This is a genomic window from Mesorhizobium sp. WSM3626 (assembly GCF_000513935.1).
GTDB classification, from domain to species: domain Bacteria; phylum Pseudomonadota; class Alphaproteobacteria; order Rhizobiales; family Rhizobiaceae; genus Mesorhizobium; species Mesorhizobium salmacidum.
In genome coordinates, this window is record NZ_AZUY01000017.1 from 84,296 (window position 1) to 104,052 (window position 19,757).

The 19,757-nt window shown below is 63.3% G+C and carries 16 protein-coding genes; 10 read left to right on the forward strand and 6 right to left on the reverse strand.

Going from position 1 to position 19,757, the window contains the following annotated elements; genetic code table 11:
* Positions 1-252 precede the first annotated feature (252 nt).
* The 4 genes from M653_RS0114350 (at position 253) to M653_RS0114365 (ending at position 4,494) form a co-directional block, all read left to right on the forward strand.
* Positions 253-1,695, forward strand: a complete 1,443-nt coding sequence (locus tag M653_RS0114350) for a methylmalonyl-CoA mutase subunit beta (RefSeq protein WP_027143977.1) — start codon at positions 253-255, stop codon at positions 1,693-1,695.
* The gene (scpA, locus tag M653_RS0114355; protein ID WP_027143978.1) at positions 1,692-3,815 is read left to right on the forward strand and encodes a methylmalonyl-CoA mutase; all 2,124 of its coding nucleotides are present in this window, start codon (positions 1,692-1,694) and stop codon (positions 3,813-3,815) included. The genes M653_RS0114350 and scpA overlap by 4 nt, the downstream gene beginning before the upstream one ends.
* A gap of 71 nt (positions 3,816-3,886) precedes the next feature.
* Positions 3,887-4,108, forward strand: coding sequence for an AbrB/MazE/SpoVT family DNA-binding domain-containing protein (locus M653_RS0114360; RefSeq protein ID WP_027143979.1), 222 nt, complete (start codon positions 3,887-3,889; stop codon positions 4,106-4,108).
* Positions 4,105-4,494, forward strand: a complete 390-nt coding sequence (locus M653_RS0114365; RefSeq protein ID WP_027143980.1) for a type II toxin-antitoxin system death-on-curing family toxin — start codon at positions 4,105-4,107, stop codon at positions 4,492-4,494. Before M653_RS0114360 ends, M653_RS0114365 begins: the two co-directional genes overlap by 4 nt.
* On the opposite strand, the gene greA is transcribed toward M653_RS0114365, so the two are convergent.
* From greA to M653_RS0114380, 3 genes are all read right to left on the reverse strand, one after another.
* Entirely contained in the window at positions 4,491-4,964 is a 474-nt protein-coding gene (gene greA / locus M653_RS0114370; RefSeq protein WP_027143981.1) for a transcription elongation factor GreA, read from the reverse strand. The two genes, M653_RS0114365 and greA, sit on opposite strands and share 4 nt — an antisense overlap.
* A 184-nt stretch (positions 4,965-5,148) precedes the next feature.
* Positions 5,149-6,153 carry an asparaginase gene (locus M653_RS0114375; protein WP_027143982.1) on the reverse strand — a complete coding sequence of 335 codons (1,005 nt, stop codon included), beginning with the start codon at positions 6,151-6,153 and terminating at the stop codon, positions 5,149-5,151.
* 78 nt (positions 6,154-6,231) lie between these two features.
* Complete coding sequence (locus M653_RS0114380; protein ID WP_027143983.1) at positions 6,232-7,398, reverse strand: acetyl-CoA acetyltransferase; 1,167 nt, start codon at positions 7,396-7,398, stop codon at positions 6,232-6,234.
* 188 nt (positions 7,399-7,586) lie between these two features.
* Between M653_RS0114380 and betI the strand changes: the two genes are divergently transcribed.
* The 5 genes from betI (at position 7,587) to betB (ending at position 13,899) form a co-directional block, all read left to right on the forward strand.
* On the forward strand, positions 7,587-8,177 hold the full coding sequence (gene betI / locus M653_RS0114385) for a transcriptional regulator BetI (protein ID WP_027143984.1): 591 nt from the start codon (positions 7,587-7,589) through the stop codon (positions 8,175-8,177).
* Positions 8,174-9,703: a choline-sulfatase gene (gene betC, locus M653_RS0114390; protein ID WP_027143985.1), complete on the forward strand. Its 1,530-nt coding sequence runs from the start codon at positions 8,174-8,176 to the stop codon at positions 9,701-9,703. Before betI ends, betC begins: the two co-directional genes overlap by 4 nt.
* Complete coding sequence (locus M653_RS0114395) at positions 9,700-10,704, forward strand: threonine/serine dehydratase (RefSeq protein WP_032935318.1); 1,005 nt, start codon at positions 9,700-9,702, stop codon at positions 10,702-10,704. The genes betC and M653_RS0114395 overlap by 4 nt, the downstream gene beginning before the upstream one ends.
* Positions 10,697-12,349, forward strand: coding sequence for a choline dehydrogenase (gene betA, locus M653_RS0114400; RefSeq protein ID WP_027143987.1), 1,653 nt, complete (start codon positions 10,697-10,699; stop codon positions 12,347-12,349). Before M653_RS0114395 ends, betA begins: the two co-directional genes overlap by 8 nt.
* A gap of 86 nt (positions 12,350-12,435) precedes the next feature.
* On the forward strand, positions 12,436-13,899 hold the full coding sequence (gene betB, locus M653_RS0114405; protein WP_027143988.1) for a betaine-aldehyde dehydrogenase: 1,464 nt from the start codon (positions 12,436-12,438) through the stop codon (positions 13,897-13,899).
* A gap of 6 nt (positions 13,900-13,905) precedes the next feature.
* Here betB and M653_RS0114410 read toward each other — a convergent pair whose 3' ends face one another.
* On the reverse strand, positions 13,906-16,140 hold the full coding sequence (locus tag M653_RS0114410; protein WP_027143989.1) for a mannose-1-phosphate guanylyltransferase/mannose-6-phosphate isomerase: 2,235 nt from the start codon (positions 16,138-16,140) through the stop codon (positions 13,906-13,908).
* Positions 16,141-16,191: 51 nt separating this feature from the next.
* Positions 16,192-17,091 carry a LysR family transcriptional regulator gene (locus M653_RS0114415; RefSeq protein ID WP_027143990.1) on the reverse strand — a complete coding sequence of 300 codons (900 nt, stop codon included), beginning with the start codon at positions 17,089-17,091 and terminating at the stop codon, positions 16,192-16,194.
* A 114-nt stretch (positions 17,092-17,205) separates the two neighbouring features.
* On the opposite strand from M653_RS0114415, the gene M653_RS0114420 reads away from it, so the two are divergent.
* Entirely contained in the window at positions 17,206-18,093 is an 888-nt protein-coding gene (locus tag M653_RS0114420) for an NmrA/HSCARG family protein (protein ID WP_027143991.1), read from the forward strand.
* A 1-nt stretch (position 18,094) separates the two neighbouring features.
* On the opposite strand, the gene M653_RS0114425 is transcribed toward M653_RS0114420, so the two are convergent.
* Entirely contained in the window at positions 18,095-19,615 is a 1,521-nt protein-coding gene (locus M653_RS0114425; protein ID WP_027143992.1) for a phosphomannomutase/phosphoglucomutase, read from the reverse strand.
* Positions 19,616-19,757 lie beyond the last annotated feature (142 nt).

The following is a 19,757-nucleotide window of genomic DNA, read 5'->3' on the forward strand; positions in this document are numbered from 1 at the left end:
AAAGCGAGGCCAATCATCCAATCAGGGCCAATCGTCCAAACCGGACCAATCGCCAGGAGCAGATTTTGGAACTTGCGAATTTCGATGGTGTTTGGCAATCGTCCATGGTCGGTCCACGCAAGCCAACCTATATCAGGTGGATCGAATATCAGGTGGTGGGATTTGGGCCTTGGATGCGCATTGCGATAACCTACCGGGGACCGTAGACTGGGCTGCCCGGGCTGGTGCGGCCACATAGAACGAGGACGATGAATGGGCGCCGGAGCCTTGACCAGGGATGTTGAGCCAACGGATGCGCAGCGTCAGCAATGGCTGGCCTTGGCGGAAAAAGCGTTGGCCGGCGCATCCTTTGAGGAAAAGCTGGTCTCGCACACCGACGACAACATCCGCGTCGAGCCGCTCTATGATCGCGCGACCGGAACGGAACCGATCGTGCGCGCCAATCCTCAATTGCCCTGGATCGTCAGCCAGCGCGTCGACGACCCCGATGTCGATCGCGCCAAGACCCAGGTCCTGGAAGATATCTCGCAGGGCGCGACGGGACTGTCGCTCGTCTTCGAGGGTGCTCCGAACGCGTTCGGCTACGGCCTGCCGAGGACGGCGCAGGCACTGGAGACGGTACTAGAGGGCGTACCCCTCAACCGGGTCCAGATCCGCATCGATACCCACCCGTGGAGCCGCCCCATGGCCGACTGGCTGGTGGCGTTCCTGAGCAAGCGCCGCTCCGATCCGGCAAAGCTCAACCTTTCCTTCGGCATCGATCCGGCGGCTATCCTCGCCGGCACCGGACGACTGCGCATGTCGATCGAGGCGCTGCAGGAATCGATGCCGCAATCGCTGGCGCATTTCTTCTCGATGGGCGTCCCCGGTGTGCTTCTGGAGGCGGACGGTCGCGTCTTTCACAATGCCGGCGCCACGGAAGCGCAGGAACTCGGCATCATGCTGGCTTCGGCGGTTTCGTATCTGAGGATGTTCGAGAAGGCGCGGCAGCCGCTCGTCTATGCCGCGCCTCATATCGGTTTCGCGCTCAGCGTCGACCAGGACCAGTTCCTGTCTATGGCCAAAGTGCGGGCCCTGCGCAGGCTGTGGGCACGGGTGCAGGAGGCCTGCTCGATCCCCAATTCCACGGCCAATATCCATGCCGAGACATCATTTCGCATGATGACGGCATTGGACCCCGAAAACAACATCCTGCGCACGACGATCGGCTGCTTCGCCGCGGCGGCGGGAGGCGCCGATTCGATCTCAATCCTGCCGCATACGATCGCACACGGCCTGCCAGCGGCTTTTGCCCGCCGCGTCGCGCGTAATGCGCAACTGATCATGGTCAATGAAAGCCATGTCGATCATGTCACAGATCCCGCCCATGGCTCCGGCGCGGTCGAAGCGCTGACGTCAGATCTTTGCGAAGCAGCGTGGGCGGAGTTGCAGGCGATCGAGGCAGAGGGTGGCGTGCTGTCCAGCCTTCGGGACGGACATATCCAGCAGCGCGTCCGCACTGCCGCCGCCCAGCGCGGCATTGCCTTCAAGTCAGGCGAGCGGGCCATTGTCGGCGCCACGCTGCACCCCTTGAGAAGCGAGCGTCCGGTCGAAACCCTGGACGCAGAGCGGCGACCTGCCTTCACCGAGGGTGTCGTGCTGTGCGAGGCACTGTCGCCGGTTCGCATCGAGCAATCCATCGGGGCTGCTTCTTGATTCCGGATTTCAGTCAGATCGGCTGGGTGCCGCCGCGCCGCGCACCGGTCGAGGTCAAGGGACAGCGGACGACGCCGGAAGGTCTTGTCGTCAAGCAGTTGTACAGTCAGGGCGACCTCAAGGGATTGCCGCATCTCGATACCTATCCAGGCCTGGCGCCGTTCGTGCGCGGCCCCTACCCGACCATGTATGTCCAGCAGCCCTGGACGATCCGGCAATATGCAGGCTTTTCGACCGCCGAAGAGTCCAACGCCTTTTACCGGCGCAACCTTGCCGCCGGCCAGAAAGGTCTTTCGGTTGCCTTCGATCTGGCCACGCATCGCGGCTATGATTCAGACCATCCGCGCGTGGCCGGCGATGTCGGCATGGCGGGTGTGGCCATCGATTCCATCCTCGACATGCGGCAGTTGTTCGACGGCATTCCGCTCGGCGACATGACCGTGTCGATGACGATGAATGGCGCGGTGCTGCCGATCATGGCGCTCTACATCGTGGCGGCGGAAGAACAAGGCGTCGCGCAGAAGGACTTGGCGGGGACCATTCAGAACGACATCCTGAAGGAATTCATGGTCCGCAACACCTACATCTATCCGCCGAAGCCCTCGATGCGGATCGTCTCGGACATCTTCTCCTACACCTCGAAGAACATGCCGAAGTTCAATTCGATATCGATCTCCGGCTATCACATGCAGGAGGCCGGCGCGACCGCCGACCTGGAGCTCGCCTATACGGTCGCCGACGGCATCGAATACGCCCGCGCCGGCGTCGCGGCGGGGCTCGACATCGACCGTTTCGCGCCGCGCCTTTCCTTCTTCTGGGCGATCGGCATGAACTTCTTCATGGAAGTGGCCAAGCTCAGGGCCGCCCGCCTGTTGTGGGCGACCCTGATGAAAAAGAATTTCGCGCCGAAGGACGAACGGTCACTGTCCCTGCGCACCCATTGCCAGACCTCCGGCTGGTCGCTAACGGCGCAGGATCCCTACAACAACATCATCCGCACCATGATCGAAGCGATGGCCGCGACCCAAGGGCATACCCAGTCGCTGCACACCAATTCCTTCGATGAAGCAATGGCGCTGCCGACCGATCATTCGGCGCGCATCGCCCGCAACACGCAACTCATCCTGCAGAAAGAATCCGGCACCACGCGGATCATCGATCCGTGGGGCGGTTCGGCCTATCTCGAGCGGCTGACACATGACCTGGCGGCGCGTGCGCTCGCCCATATCGAGGAGGTCGAGGCTCTCGGTGGCATGGCGGCGGCGATCGAAAAGGGCATACCCAAGCTGCGCATCGAGGAAGCCGCGGCGCGTACGCAGGCGCGTATCGATTCCGGCGAGCAGATGCTGGTCGGCGTCAATGCGCATCGCCCCGGGACCGATATCGAGGTCGACGTGCTGAAGATCGACAATGCCGAGGTCAGGGCCCGGCAACTCTCGAAGCTGCAACGGCTGAAAGGCACGCGTGACGTCGCCGCGGTCGAAAACGCGCTCGATGCGCTGACCCGTGCCGCCCAAGGCGAGGACAACCTGCTGGAGTTCGCCATTCGCGCCGCGCGCGCCAATGCCACTGTCGGTGAAATCTCGTTCGCCTTGGAAAGGGCTTATGGCCGCCATGTGGCCACGGTGCAGACCATTTCCGGTGTCTACCGCAAGGCGCTTGGCGACAATCCGGTGGTCAACCGGCTGCAGGACAAGCTTGATGCCTTCGAAAAGAAAAACGGCGGCAAGCCGCGCATTCTCGTGGCCAAGATGGGACAGGACGGCCACGACCGCGGGCAGAAGGTGATCGCCACGGCCTTCGCCGATCTCGGCTTCGACGTCACCGTCGGCGCCATGTTCCAGACGCCGGAAGAGATCGCGAAGCTGGCGATCCAGCATGACGTCCACATCATCGGCGCCTCATCGCTGGCAGCGGGTCACCTGACGCTGATCCCCGAATTGCGCGACACGCTGAAGAAGCTCGGCCGCGGCGACATGCTGATCGTGGCCGGCGGCGTTATCCCACCGCAGGACTATGACGCGGTGCTGCAAGCAGGTGCTGCGGAAATCTTCCCACCGGGCACGGTCATTCCGGAAGCGGCGGAGCGGCTGCTGGATCGGCTGCTGGCGGCAGGCTGATGCTGTTATAATTTCTGTTGCAACATCGAGTACGCTGCGTTATAATAAGCGTTGCAACAGGATGTTTCATCATGAACACAACAATTCGCAAGATCGGTAATTCGGAGGGTGTGATCCTGCCGAAGGACCTGCTCGATCGTCTGAATTTGAAGACCGGTGATCAGTTCCAGATCGTCGAAACGGATAAGGGAATTGCCCTTGAGCCCGTGGATGACAGTTTCGAGCGGCAGATGGAAGCCGCTCGTAAGGTCATGGACAAATACAAGGTCGCGCTTCAGAAGCTCGCGGAATGAGCTGGGAATTCCTGACCCGGCGCGCAGTCGAAGCCATGCATGCCGAGCAATTGCGCAGGCACGGCGGAGCACAAGGTCTGAGAGATGAAAATGCTCTTGAATCGGCGCTCGCCCGGGCCGAGAACAAGGCCAACTACGGAGATCCTTTAGTCGAGGATCTTGCCGCCGCCTATGTCTTCGGCATTGCCAGGAACCATGCCTTTGTCGACGGCAACAAACGGACAGCGATCGTCGCCGCCGGCGCATTTTTGATCGTGAACGGCCATGTCCTGACGGCCGACAACGGCACGCTTTACGAATTTGTCATGGCCGTCGCTGCCGGTGAGATCGACGAAGCGGGTGCCGCCGCATTCTTCCGCGACCATGTCGTCAAGCTTGAGGACTAACTCTCCGAGAGCTTGACGATCTCCCACTCCTTGCCGTTGACGTTGGCCACGTCGCCGACCTTCTTGCCAAACAAGGCGATCGCCATCGGCGAGACATGCGAGATGCTGCCCTTGGCTGGATTGGCTTCGTCCTCGCCGACGATCTTCCAGTGCACCTTCTTCCCGTCGTCACTTTCCAGCGTGACACCCATGCCGAAGCGGACAACATCGCTGCCGGGCTCCGGCACGGAAAGCTCGGCACTCTCGCGCCGCGCGGTCCAGTAGCGCAGGTCGCGCGACACGACCGCAATGCGCTCGCGGTCGGCTTTCCGCTCCGCTTTCGCCATGATATCGCGCAGATCGGCCAGATTGTCCTCGATCTGCGCCATGCCGCGCTCCGTCACCAGGTTACGATGCGTGCTGATCGGCCGCTCGCCAATGCCGGCGATGGCATTCTCGCTGTCTTCTTCGCGGGTAAAAGCTCTGCTCATTCCCTGAACTTAGGCGCCGGGTGGCTGCTCGGCAAGCCGTTGCCGCTGAGAGAAGAGGCGCGTCGAACGGGGCGGTTGTGGGCCGGCGCCGGGCCGAGCCGGCGACAGTTGACCTCACCAGACTGGCAGCAGCAGCTATGCGCACCTGACCGCCGAGCGCAACCGCGTCAGCTGATTGCTGCTTTCAATTCAAGGCCGGCGTCGGCCTCAGCGCCCCGACCTTGGCGCCGATCCGGCTTTCGATAGGCGCGTTCGCCAGTTCAAGCAGCTTCGCCGCCAAGGGTTCGTCCGCCCGCAGCAACCTGGCGACGACGGCGGCTGCGATTGCGTCGCCGGCGCGCCCGGCACCGTCATCGCATTTGACCGCGATACCGAGGCCGAGTTCCGGAATTGCGGCACAGTGGACGCCCTCGGCTCCGCCTTTCGCAAAAATTCGCCCGGGAGCGGCTTCCATCAGCAACAGGTCCGCACGGCCTGTGCCCGCGACGAAGAACGGCTCCGCCATGCAGGCGGAGAGCAGGCGCTTCGCGGCCTTCGCCCGCGCCGGGCCAAAGCCGTGGGCCGTGGCCATGCGGGCAAAGCCGAGCGCGAAACTCCTGAGCGGTACCGCATAGGTCGGGATCGAGCAGCCGTCGATCGCGCGTTCGTCGGGGCCGTGGACAGCGCCGGTGACTGCCTGCATGGCGTCGCGCACCATTTCCTGCAAGGCGTGATCCGGCCTCACATAGCCGCGATGGGCGATGTCTGAATGGACGCAGGTGCAGAGGAAGCCGGAATGCTTGCCGGAACAATTATTATGCAGCGCATTTGGTGAACCGCCGGCACGCGCGAGCGCAATCTCCGCGTCATGGTTCGAAGGCCAGTGGGTCCCGCATTCGAGCGCCGACCCGTCCAGCCCAGCCCTGGCCAGCATGGACCGCGCCAATTCGACATGCGCCGGCTCGCCGGAATGGGAGGCACAGGCCAGCGCCAGTTCGCGGTCGCCGAAGCCATAGGCATCGGCGGCACCCGTTTCGACAAGCGGCAGCGCCTGGATCGCCTTGACGGCGGAACGCGGAAAGACCGGCTTCGACGTGTCGCCGATCTCCAGGACCGGCTTGCCATCGGCATCGAAGACAGCGACCGCGCCCCGATGGGCGCTCTCGACAATGGCGCCGCGCAAAACCTCGATCAGGACCGGATTTGTCATGTCACCTCCCGCAAAATCAAAGTGTTACAGCGTCGTTTGCGCGCCCCAAACGGCGCGCGGCGCTGTAATGCGGGCGGTCTATCTGATCCGGTCGAGAATGGAAACGTAGTTGGCGACGGCCGCACCGCCCATGTTGAAGATACCGCCGAGTTTCGCGCCCGGCACCTGGATGCCGCCGGCTTCGCCGACAAGCTGCATGGCGGTCAAGACATGCATCGAAACGCCGGTGGCGCCGATCGGATGGCCCTTGGCCTTCAGGCCGCCTGAGGGATTGACCGGCAGGCGGCCGTCTTTTGCCGTTGTGCCATCCAGCGCCAACTTGGCGCCCTCACCCGGCTTCGCCAGTCCCATCGCCTCATATTCGATCAGTTCGGCGATGGTGAAGCAGTCATGCGTTTCGACGAAGGAGAGATCGTCGAGTGTCACGCCGGCGTTCTTCAGTGCACGGGTCCAGGCCTGTTCGCAACCTTCGAACGTCAGGATGTCGCGCTTCGACATCGGCAGGAAATCCTGCACATGCTCGTTGGCACGGAAGGCGACGGCGCGGCGCATCTTCAGCGCCGTCGCCGTGTCGGCAAGGATAAGGGCGGCGGCGCCGTCGGAAACCAGCGAACAGTCGGTGCGCTTCAGCGGACCAGCGACAAAGGGATTCTTTTCGCTCTCCTGCCGGCAGAAGTCATAGCCGAAATCCTTGCGCATCTGGGCATACGGATTGTCGACGCCGTTCTTGTGGTTCTTGGCGGCGATCATGGCGAGCGCATCCGACTGATCGCCATAGCGCTGGAAATAGGCCTGCGCGATCTTGCCGAAGACGCCCGCAAAACCGGCCGGCGTGTCGCCGTCCTCGGGCAGATAGGACGCCTTGAGCAGGTTCTTGCCGATCTCTGGCCCGGGCGTGGTCGTCATCTGCTCGGCGCCGACCACCAGAACGACCCGGGCAGCGTTTGAGTCGATGGCGCGGATGCCTTGCCTGACCGCTGCCGAGCCGGTAGCGCAAGCATTCTCGACCCGTGTCGCCGGCTTGAAGCGCAGCCGGTCATCGGCCTGAAGCACCAGGCTTGCCGTAAAATCCTGCGCCGAAAAGCCGGCGTTGAAATGGCCAAGCACGATCTCGTCGACCTCGTCCGGGCCGATGCCGGCATGATCGAGCGCGTCCGTCGCGACCTTGACGATCAGATTTTCGAGCGTCTCGCCCTCAAGCTTGCCGAAACGCGAATGCGCCCAGCCAACGATGCATGCGGTCATGGCGGTCTCCATCCTTGGCGCCAGCCTCGTCCATGGCTTCGCCGTTTATTGTTCAAATATAAACATTCTTCCCCGAACCGTGAAGGGCCGCAACGCAACAATCGCTTGGTGCAGGTCGCGTCAGCGTCGATTTTTTTATTGATTGACGCGTCAATAAAAAATAATCTCCGTACAAAATCGGGAACGACATGCCAAAAGTCGGAATGGAGCCATTGCGCCGTAAGGCGCTCATCGACGCGACGATCTCGGCGATCGGTCAACGCGGCTCGCTTGACGTGACCATGTCGGAGATTGCCGGCCGCGCCGGTGTGTCATCGGCTCTTGCCCATCACTATTTCGGCGCCAAGGATGAGCTGCTGTTCGCGACGATGCGGCACATCCTGGCTGAACTGACCACCGACATGCGCCGCGCGCTCCAATCCACCACTTCCCCGCGCGAGCGCGTCTCGGCCGTGGTCGCCGTCAATTTTTCCGACATCCAATTCCAGGCGGAGACCATCGCCGCATGGCTCGCCTTCTATGTCGAGGCGCAGCAATCGTCCTCGCTTCGCCGGCTGCTCAGAATCTACGCCCGGCGGCTGCATTCGAACCTGATGAGCGGATTGACCGGTATCCTGCCCAGGACCGAAGCCGACCGCGCCGCGGAAGCGACGGCTGCGATGATTGACGGGCTCTACATCAGGCGCGCGCTGAAGGACGGCGTGCCCGACGCCGCGACCGCGATCGCGCTGGTCGAGGATTATCTCGAAACCAAACTTGGCGGACGGCACAAACAGTGACAGCGAAGCGACCTAATTTCCTGATCGTCATGGTCGACCAGCTCAACGGGACCTTTTTCCCGGATGGGCCGGCGGAATTCCTGCACACGCCGCATCTGAAAGCGCTGGCCGCTCGTTCGGCGCGCTTTGCCAACAACTACACCGCCTCGCCGCTCTGCGCGCCGGGCCGTGCGTCGTTCATGAGCGGCCAGTTGCCGTCGCGCACCGGGGTCTATGACAATGCGGCCGAGTTCGCCTCGTCGATCCCGACCTTCGCCCATCATCTGCGTGCCGCCGGCTACTACACCTGCCTATCGGGCAAGATGCATTTCGTCGGACCGGATCAGTTGCACGGTTTCGAGGAGCGGCTGACCACCGACATCTATCCGGCGGATTTCGGCTGGACGCCGGACTACCGCAAGCCCGGCGAGCGCATCGAGTGGTGGTATCACAATCTGGGTTCGGTAACCGGCGCCGGCATTGCGGAAACCACCAACCAGATGGAGTATGACGACGAGGTCGTGTTCCTCGCGTCGCAGAAGCTCTATCAGCTTTCACGCGAACAGGACGATGCGGGTCATCGGCCATGGTGCCTCACCGTCTCGCTGTCGCACCCGCACGATCCTTATGTCGCGCGCAAGCAGTATTGGGATCTCTATGAGCATTGCCAGGCGCTGGACCCGGAAACCGGGTACATCGCGCATGACGAGCAGGATACGCACTCCCAGAGGCTGTACCACGCCAGCGACTATCCCTCTTTCGAGATCACGCCCGAGCAGGTGCGTCGTTCGCGGCGCGGCTATTTCGCCAACATCTCCTATGTCGACGACAAGGTCGGCGAGCTCCTGGACGTTCTCGCGCGAACGCGCATGCTCGACGATACGATCATCCTGTTCTGTTCGGATCACGGCGACATGCTCGGCGAGCGAGGGCTGTGGTTCAAGATGAGCTTCTTCGAAGGCTCGGCGCGGGTGCCATTGATGATTGCCGGCAAGGGCATTCGTGCCGGCCTGATCGAGGCGCCGGTCTCCAATCTCGACGTGGCACCAACGCTTTGTGACCTCGCCGGCATCGATATCGGGGCGATCGCGCCGTGGACCGATGGCCAGTCGCTGCTGCCGCTCACCAAGGGCGGGCAGCGCACGGCACCGGTATTGATCGAGTATGCCGCGGAAGGCTCCTATGCGCCGTTGGTGGCAATCCGCGACGGCAGATACAAATTCGTTCATTGCGAACTCGATCCGCCGCAATTGTTCGATCTCGAAACCGATCCGCTCGAGCGGGACAATCTGGCCGACGACCCGGCCAATGCGGGTCTTGTGGCGGCATTCATGGAAAAGGTGCGGGTGCGTTGGGACATGGCCGGCTTCGACGCCGCCGTGCGCGAGAGCCAGGCACGCCGCTGGGTCGTCTATCCGGCGCTGCGCAACGGCGCCTATTACCCCTGGGATTTCCAGCCGCTGCAGAAGGCGTCCGAGCGGTACATGCGCAATCACATGAACCTCGACAATCTCGAAGAGAGCAAAAGGTATCCGCGAGGCGAATGATGGCAGACCTTCTCGTCCCCTCGCTCGACCATCTCAGACAGGCTTATGCCGTCACCTCCCAGGCGACACAGGTCACGCCACTGCTGGAATCGACGGCGCTGGCCAGGGAAACCGGCGCGGCCCGGATCTTCATCAAGCCGGAATCGCTGCAATGGGCCGGATCCTTCAAGATTCGCGGCGCCTATTGGCGGCTGAAGCGGCTTTCGCCCGATGAGGCGAAGAAGGGCGTCGTCGCCTATTCCTCCGGCAATTTCGCGCAAGGGCTGGCCGCGGCCGGCCAGGCGCTCGGCATTCCGGTCACCATTGTCATGCCGATCGATGCGCCGGCTGCCAAGCGGGACGCCACCGCAGGCTATGGCGCGCGCGTCGTACTGACCGATCATGGCGATCGGGCTCGCGAGGAAGTCGCGGCCGCAAAGGCGCGCGAGATCGCGGAGACCGAAGATCTGGCCCTGCTGCATCCTTTCGACGATCCGGAGATCGTCGCCGGCCAGGCGGGTGCCGGCCTTGAAGCGCTCGACCAGCTATCGGCCAAGGACGCCAGCGCCGACCTGTTGTTCTGCTCTGTCGGCGGCGGTGGGCTGATCGGCGGCGTTTCACTCGCCTTCCACTATCTGTCGCCGGCGACCGGGATCATCGGCGTCGAGCCGGAAGGGTTCAACGGCATGGGTTCCTCGCTGGCGCATGGCAGCATCGAGACCATGCCGATCGGCCCGAAGTCGATCTGCGACGGGCTGATGTCGCGCCGGCCAGGCGACGCGCCGTTCGCCGCGGTCAAGACCGCGGGTGTCCGCGGCATCACCGTCGACGACCAGTCGGTGCGGCGCGCGATGCGGATCGCTTTCGAGCGGATGAAGCTGGTGCTGGAACCGTCGGGTGCGGCCTCGCTGGCGGCACTGCTCGGCGGCAAAGTGGATGTGGCGGGAAAGACCGTCCTTGTAATGGCTACCGGCGGCAACGTTTCGATCGCCGATTTTATGGCGCATATGAACCATGCTTGAAGCGGATTTCGTCATCATCGGCTCCGGCTCCGCCGGCTCGGCCATGGCCTATCGCCTGTCTGAGGACGGTAAGCATTCGGTCATCGTCATCGAATTCGGCGGCACCGATCTCGGACCTCTGATCCAGATGCCGTCGGCGCTGTCGATCCCGCTCAACATGAGCCTCTACGACTGGGGGTTCGCCAGTGAGCCGGAGCCGCATCTGGGCGGCCGCGTGCTGGCGACGCCGCGCGGCAAGGTGATCGGCGGCTCGTCCTCGATCAACGGCATGGTCTATGTGCGCGGCCACGCCCGTGACTTCGACCATTGGGCAGAACAGGGCGCCGCCGGCTGGGGTTTTGCTGACGTGCTCCCCTACTTCAAGCGCATGGAGGATTCGGACGGTGGCGAGGATGGCTGGCGCGGGCACGGTGGGCCGCTGCATGTGCAGCGCGGCTCGCGCCGCAATCCGCTCTATGGCGCCTTCGTCGAAGCGGGCCGGCAGGCAGGGTTTGAACTGACCGACGACTACAATGGCGCCAAGCAGGAAGGCTTCGGCCCGATGGAGCAGACCATTCTGGGCGGTCGCCGCTGGTCGGCGGCATCAGCCTACCTGAAGCCGGCGCTCAGGCGCAAAAACGTGAGTCTGGTCAAGGGCTTTGCGCGCCGGGTGATCATCGAGAATCAACGTGCCATCGGCGTCGAGATCGAAGCTCACAAACAGATTCAGGTCGTTAAGGCGCGACGCGAAGTGATCGTCGCGGCATCGTCGATCAATTCGCCAAAGATCCTGATGCTGTCCGGCATCGGCCCAGCCGGGCATTTGCGCGAAAACGGCATTGCCGTCGTGGCAGACCGGCCCGGCGTCGGCGGCAACCTGCAGGACCACCTGGAGCTCTATATCCAGCAGGAATCGACCAGGCCGATCACGCTGAATTCAGTGCTGAACCCGTTCTCCAAGGCGATGATCGGGGCGCAATGGCTGTTCTTCAAGTCGGGCCTGGGCGCCACCAATCATTTCGAGGCCGCCGCCTTCGTACGCTCACAGGCTGGCGTCGACTATCCCGACATCCAGTACCACTTCATCCCGGCGGCGGTTCGCTACGACGGCAAGGCGGCGGCGAAGTCGCACGGGTTCCAGGCGCATGTCGGGCCGATGCGCTCGAAGTCGCGCGGCTCGGTGACACTGCGCTCGCCGGACCCAAAAGCGAAGCCGGTCATCCGCTTCAACTACATGTCGCATCCCGACGACTGGGCGGAGTTCCGCCACTGCATCCGCCTGACCCGCGAAATCTTCGGCCAGTCGGCCTTCGATGCCTATCGCGGACAGGAACTCTCGCCGGGCAGCCATGTGCAGTCGGATGACGATCTCGACGTGTTCATTCGCGACCACGCCGAAAGCGCCTATCACCCCTGCGGCACCTGCCGAATGGGCCGCGTCGATGATCAATCGAGCGTCGTCGATCCGGAATGCCGCGTCATCGGCGTCGACGGATTGCGGGTCGCCGACTCCTCGATCTTCCCGCGCGTGACCAACGGCAACCTCAACGCGCCATCGATCATGACCGGCGAGAAGGCGTCCGATCACATCCTTGGCCGTACGCCGCTCGCGCCGTCCAACCAGGAACCATGGATCAATCCGCGCTGGCAGGCATCTGACAGATAGGCCATGATCCGCCGATAGAGTGAGCCGCCCGACAGCCGCCCGCCCAATAGCCGACGCGTGGGGCCGAAATGATTTGGAGACCTCCCATGCGCGCCCAGCCCACGGCTTCGCACTATGTCAACGGACGCTATATCGAGGACGACCGCGGCGCGCCGCTGCCGGTGATCTATCCCGCGACAGGCGAGACCATCGCCATGCTGCGTTCGGCGACGCCGAACGTGCTGGAACTCGCCATCGAGGCCGCACGCGCCGCACAGCCGGCCTGGGCGCGGCTTAAGCCTGTCGAGCGTGGCCGCATTCTGCGCCGTGCGGCCGACATTTTGCGCGCCCGCAACGCCGATCTTGCCCGCATCGAGACGCTCGACACCGGGAAAGCGATCCAGGAGACGCTGGTGGCGGACGCCCCTTCGGCAGCCGATTGCCTCGAATATTTCGCCGGCGCGGTCGCCGTCTTCAACGGCGAAGCGGTCGACCTCGGCGGACCCTTCGCCTATACGCGCCGCGAGGCGCTTGGCGTCTGCGTCGGCATCGGCGCATGGAATTATCCGATCCAGATCGCCGGCTGGAAATCGGCGCCGGCGCTCGCCATGGGCAACGCCATGGTATTCAAGCCATCGGAAAACACGCCGCTTTCGGCGCTGGCGCTGGCAGAGATATACTCAGAAGCCGGCCTGCCAGACGGGCTGTTCAACGTCGTGCAAGGCTATGGCGATGTCGGTGCCGGGCTTGTCGGCCATGATGTCGTCGCCAAGGTCTCGGTGACGGGCTCGGTGCCGACCGGGCGCAAGGTGCTGTCGCTGGCCGGCTCGACGATGAAGCACGCGACGATGGAACTCGGCGGCAAGTCGCCGCTGATCGTCTTCGACGATGCCGATCTCGAAAATGCCATTGGCGGCGCCATGCTCGGCAACTTCTATTCGACCGGCCAGATCTGTTCCAACGGCACGCGCGTCTTCGTCCAGAGCGGCATTCACGACCGCTTTGTCGAGCGGCTGGTCGAACGGACCAAGAAAATCCGCATCGGCGATCCGCTCGATCCGGAAACGCAGATGGGGCCACTGGTCTCCAAGGCGCAGCACGAGAAGGTCGTCGGCTATATCGCGGCCGGCAAGCAGGATGGGGCGACGCTGGCCTGTGGCGGCAACGTGCCGTCGCTGCAGGGCTTCCAGGGCGGCTTCTTCGTCGAGCCGACGGTGTTCACCGGCGTCAACGACACGATGCGGATCGCCCGCGAGGAGATTTTCGGCCCGGTCATGAGCGTGCTGAAATTCAACAGTGAGGACGAGGTGATCGACCGCGCCAACGACACCGAGTTCGGTCTTGCCGCGGGCGTTTTCACACGCGACCTGCCGCGCGCCCACCGCGTCATCGCCGAGTTGCAGGCCGGAACCTGCTGGATCAACGCCTACAATCTGACGCCGGTCGAAATCCCCTTCGGCGGCGTCAAGCAGTCCGGCATCGGCCGCGAGAACTCGCTGGCGGCGCTGGCGCTCTATTCGCAGATGAAGTCGATTTATGTCGAGACCGGGGACGTCGCCAGTCCGTACTGATCCTGTCTACTTGTCCACCGTGCGATCCAGATACTGGGTCAGCGCACAGACCAAGTGGTAGAAGATGCTCGCCGGCACGTCCGATGCCAGCGAGCGGCCGCGCTCATCGATCCGGTCGATCCACAGACCGAGCGGGGCCGGGTCGATGTGCCAGCGGAACAGCCGGCCGACGCGCGCCTCGATCTCCGGCTTCAGATCAGGGCCGCCCGAGCCATCCAGCGCGATCGCCGCCTTGAGCGCCTCGGCCTGCGGCCAGCTGCGCGATATCAGGTCGAGCGGCAGGCCCTGCCGCGAGACTGCCCCATAGGCAAGGCCGGTGGCACGGTTGAGGCCGTTGGCGATCGCCGAGGCATAGAGTTTTCGGGCAAAGACGCTTAGTTCGGCCTGGCCGCTGCGACCGGCGAAATCGACCAGCAGCGATGCCCATTCGAAGTGGTGGCCGGGTTCGGTCCAGGTTCCCTTCTCTCCGGAGACCGGTTTCCATTCGGCATCGAAATACTCGCCGAGCGTCCAGCTCTCAGAATCGAAGAAATGGCTGCGGAAGAGGTCGATGATGCGCGCCGCACGACGCAGATGCGCGCGCTCGCCGGTCGCCTGGTGCCAGGCTAGGAAAGCTTCGAGCAGATGCATGTGCGGGTTGGAGCGCCGCTCGCCCGTCCCGCCCGATGTCTCGAGGAAGCCGGTCATGCGGCTGTCCTCCAGATGCGCATCGAGGAAGGCGAAGGTCTCTTCGCCGAGCCGCAAGGCATCGGGATTACCCGACATATGCGCGTGCGCCAATGCCAGCAGGATGCAGGAATGATCGTAGGCATCCTCGACCGGGTCGGCGACGGAGCCATCGACATTCAGCGTGCGCACCCAACCGCCCCGTTCGGTGCGGCCGTGCCCCGCCATGAAGTCGATGCCATGCGCGATCAGCCGGTCGGCCGGGCCGGTCCAGCCGTGCTCCTTGGCAACCGCAAAAGCATAGATCTGCCTGGCCTGGGTGCGCATGCGCTTGGGTTTGATGAGCGGGTTAGCGTCGAAACCCAGCGCCTCGTGGAAGCCGCCATGGCGCTCGTCGACGCCTGATGTCGACCACAACGGCAAGGTCTCCTGGAACAGCCAGTGATGCACCCGTCGCCGCCAGGCGCCGCTTTGGATGACGCGGTCATGCGCGGGCGTAAATCTGGTTTCCAGCCGTCCCGATTTTTCGAGTTGTTCGACGATCTTCTTGACGTGCTGGCTATGACTGACCGGGGCAACGAAAGTGGCATCGGCGGTCGAAACGATGGCAACGTCCTTCATGCCGATCGCCGACAGCAGGCGGCCGTCGCTGCGGATATAGGAATTCTCGCAATCGATGGCGACGACATCACCGACAACGACATTGCCCTGGCCGTCGGCGGGACCGACATCGAGGAGCGATTGCCAGGAGCCGAGATCGTTCCAGCGGAAACCGGCCGGCACCATGGCTATGTCTTTCGCCCGCTCCATGATGGCATAGTCGATCGAGTTCGAAGGGATCGCCGCGTAGAGCTCCAGTGGCATATAAAGGCCGGACAGGTCCGATGTCGCCGCGTTGTAGGCCGCTTCGGTGGCGTGCCAGATATCGGGCTGGAATGCCTCGAAGGCGTCGCGCATGGCACCGGCCCGAAACAGGAAGATGCCGGTGTTCCAGTAGAAATTTCCCGCCCTGAGATAATCGTTGGCCGTCGCAAGGTCGGGCTTCTCGACGAAGCGCGAAACGTCGAATATCCCTCCCTTCTCGGCCGATACCTCGATATAGCCATAACCGGTTTCCGGCTGGGTCGGCTTGATGCCGAACACCACCAGGCGGCCGGCGCGCGCCGGCTGCGATCCCGCTTCGATGCTTTGCCAGAATTGCCCTGCCGTCGCTATTTCATGGTCCGAGGGCACCACCAGCACCAGGCTGTCGCCGAATTCCGACAAGGTGCGCAGGGTCGCCAGTGCGACGGCGGCGGCAGTGTTGCGTCCCGCGGGCTCGAACAGGGGGCCGCCACCTGCAAGATCGAGACCGGCCAAGTCGGCACGGACACGGTCGGCATGACGCTCCGAAGCAATCAGGAAGATCGGCGTCTCGCCAGCCGCTCTCGCCGTCAGGCGGCGCAAGGTCTTGGCCAGCATGGAACCATCGCCCGACAGATCGTGGAACTGCTTGGGATTGTCCTCACGTGACAACGGCCATAGCCGAGAACCGACGCCGCCGCTCATGACAAAACTGACGATCCGCTCGGTCATTCAGATCTCGCGCTCGGGAATTGGAGGTCGATTGAGTAGCACAGACGCCTTTTAAGCGGTATCTGCCCGATTGGAAATCCGCCCGGCCGCCAGTTCGATAAAGGCCTTTACCAAGGGCGAAAGGTGGCGGCTGCTCGGATAAAGGACGTGCAGTCCGCCGGCCGGTGTCGTGTAATCCTCGAGAACGCGCTGCAGGCGCCCCTGATCGATCAGTCCTTCGGCCATCGCCTGGGGCAATTGGGCGATGCCGAAGCCCGCGAGCGCGGCCGCAACCACCGCCTGCATTTCGTTGGCGGCGAAGCGCCCCGCGACAACGACCGTCTCCTGGCCTTGTGGTCCATCCAGAACCCAATGAGCAGCTGAGGCCGATGGGCCCGCGATGACGCATCGATGGCGCGCTAGATCCGCCGGACTTTCCGGCGTTCTGTATCGTGTTAGATAGTCGGGGCTTGCGCAGAGCAGCCTGCGCGTGGCGCCGAGCTTGCGGGCGATCAGCGTCGAATCCTGAAGGGTGCCTGTGCGGAAGGCAAGGTCGATACCGTCCTCGACCAAGTTGAGCTTGTCGTCGGTGAGGCGAAGCTCGACGTTGGTCTTCGGATACAGCGCCAGAAAGTCGACCACGGCGCGGATGAGGAAGTAGCTGCCAAAACCTACCGGGGCTGAAATGCGGATAGTGCCCGACGGTTCTGCCCTCGCCTCCGCGAGACGCAGATTCGCTTCCTCTATAGTCCGCAGTCCGTGGCTGCTCTGCTGATAATAGGAGCGCCCGGCATCCGTCAGGTTGAGGCTGCGTGTCGTGCGCTGCAGCAGGCGCACGCCGACCTCGCGTTCTAGCGCGGCGACACGGCGGCTGACCGTCGTCTTGGGTATGGCGAGCAGGCGCGCGGCGGCGGTGAAGCTGCCGGCTTCGACGACGCGAGCAAACACGACGATATCATTGAGATCAATCATTGTGCTCACAAGTGGAACAAAGTTTTCCAATTATAGGCAATTATGCATCAATCGGACAGGGCCTAATTTTTGCTCCGGACAAACAAGCCAGACAGAGAAGAAGGAGCAGACGAAATGACCAGCAAACGAAGCGTTCTTGTGACCGGCGCCACGGGCCAGCAAGGTGGCGCGGTTGCGCGTGCCCTGTTGGCTAGAGGCCATCGCGTCAAGGGACTGACGCGCAAACCGGACAGCGAGGGCGCGCGGCAACTGGCGTCGGCGGGCGCCGAGGTGGTGGCCGGCGATCTCGCTGACGCGGGCTCGGTCGTGAGCGCCGCAGAAGGCGTCGACACCCTGTTCCTGATGGGCAACAGCTATGAAGCCGGCCTCGAGGAGGAGACCCGTCTGGGGATCCTTGCCGCCGACGCTGCGAAGGCAGCCGGCGTCGGACACCTGATCTATTCCTCCGTTGCCGACGCGGACAAGAAGACAGGCATCCCGCATTTCGAAAGCAAATATCTGGTCGAGCGGTATATCGAGCAGCTCGGCATTCCCTATTCGATCAGCGCGCCGGTGGCCTTCATGGAGAATGCCGTTGCGCCGTGGTCGATCGGTGCGCTCAACCAAGGCATCCATGCCTTCGCGATGCCGCCCAAGCGGGTGCTTCAACTGGTCGCCCTGGCGGATATCGGCGCCTTCGTGGCCGCTCTGGCCGAGCGGCGAGAGCGGGTGTTCGGCAAGCGCTTCGATTTCGCCGGCGACGAATTGTCGGGCGAAGAACAGGCCGCAATACTGTCCGGCGCCATCGGCCACCCGATCCGCTATCAGGAAATACCGATCGCGGTTGCCCGTCAGCAAAGCGAGGACGCTGCGCTGATGTTCGAATGGTTCGACCGCGTCGGCTACGACGTCGATATCGCCACCTTGCACAGGGAATTTCCGGAGGTGCGCTGGCACGGCTTTGCCGACTGGGCGCGCGCGTTCGACTGGAGCGTTCTGACGACCAAAGCGCCAGAACGCTGAACTAGAAGGTCTGGTTGTAGGCGCCGACTTCCGGACTGCGGCGCAGCACGGCGTCGACGGCATCGAACATCTGCCGGCGACGCTCGGACGAGACCGGGCTTTCGACGACCACGACCAGTTCCGGCTTATTCGACGAGGCGCGCACCAGACCCCAGGTGCCGTCCTCGGCGACGACGCGCACGCCGTTGACGGTGACGAGGTCCACGATCTTCTGGCCCGCGAAACTGGAGCCGTCCCGCTTCATCGCCTGGAAATCGGAGACCACCCGTTCGACGACGTCGTACTTCACCTCGTCCGCGCAGTGCGGAGACATGGTGGGCGTGCCGAAGGTCAGCGGTAGCGCACGGTAGAGATCGGCCATCGAACTGGCCGGGTTGCGGTCCAGCATCTGGCAGATGGCGATTGCCGTGACCAACCCGTCGTCATAGCCGCGCCCGATCGGGGGGTTGAAGAAGAAGTGGCCTGACTTTTCGAAGCCGGCGACCGCGCCGAGTTCGGCCACGCGGCGCTTGATGTAGGAATGGCCGGTCTTCCAGTAGTCGGTAACGGCGCCATTGGCGTGCAGCACCGTGTCGGTGTTGAACAATCCGGTCGACTTGACGTCGACGACAAAGGTCGAACCCGGATATTGGCTGGAAATGTCACGCGCCAGCATGACGCCGACCTTGTCGGCAAAGATCTCGTTGCCTTCATTGTCGACGACACCGCAGCGATCACCGTCGCCATCGAAACCCAGCCCGACATCGGCCCCTGTCTCCAGCACCTTGTCCCTGATGGCATGCAGCATCCGCATGTCCTCCGGATTGGGATTGTAGCGCGGAAAGGTGTGATCGAGTTCGACATCGAGCGGGACCACTTCGCAGCCTATGCGCTGCAAGGCTTCCGGGGCAAAGGCGCCGGCAGTGCCGTTGCCGCAGGCGGCGACCACTTTGAGCTTTCGTGTGATGCGCTTGGCCCCGGTCAGGTCGTCGAGATAGGTGGCGCGAAAATCGCGGACGAAATCATAGGAGCCGCCGCCTGTAAGGTCGAAATCGCCGGCCAGCACGATCGCCTTCAGCGCGCTCATCTCCTCGGGCCCGAAGGTCAGCGGCCGCGCCGCTCCCATCTTGACGCCGGTCCAGCCATTTTCGTTGTGCGAGGCGGTGACCATGGCCACCGACTGCGTCTCCAGTGCGAACTGCGCGAAGTAGGCCATCGGCGACAGCGCCAGGCCGATGTCCTTCACCCGTGCGCCGGCCGCCATCAGCCCGGAAACCAACGCCAGCTTGATGCCAAGCGAATAGGAACGGAAATCATGTCCGGTGACGATATCAGATCCGGCGCCGAGACGCCGGATCAGTGTGCCGAGCCCCATGCCAAGCGCCTGGACGCCGATCAGATTGAGTTCCGGCGGCACCGTCGAACCGGGATGGCCGAACCACCAGCGCGCATCATATTCCCGAAAGCCGGATGCCTTGATCAGCGCCGCGGTTTCGAATTCGAAGCTGTTGGGCCAGGCCTCGGCGACGATTTTTGGGGGCAAGACAGCAGAGCTCCAGGCGGCAAAAGCACGATCTATCGAGGCAGCGGCTTAGCACACAAGGCTTTAAGCCGCGTTTATCCCGGATGGAAATCCGGGCTTTACGGCACTACCCGACGAAAGCGGACGAAATGCGACAGAAGGG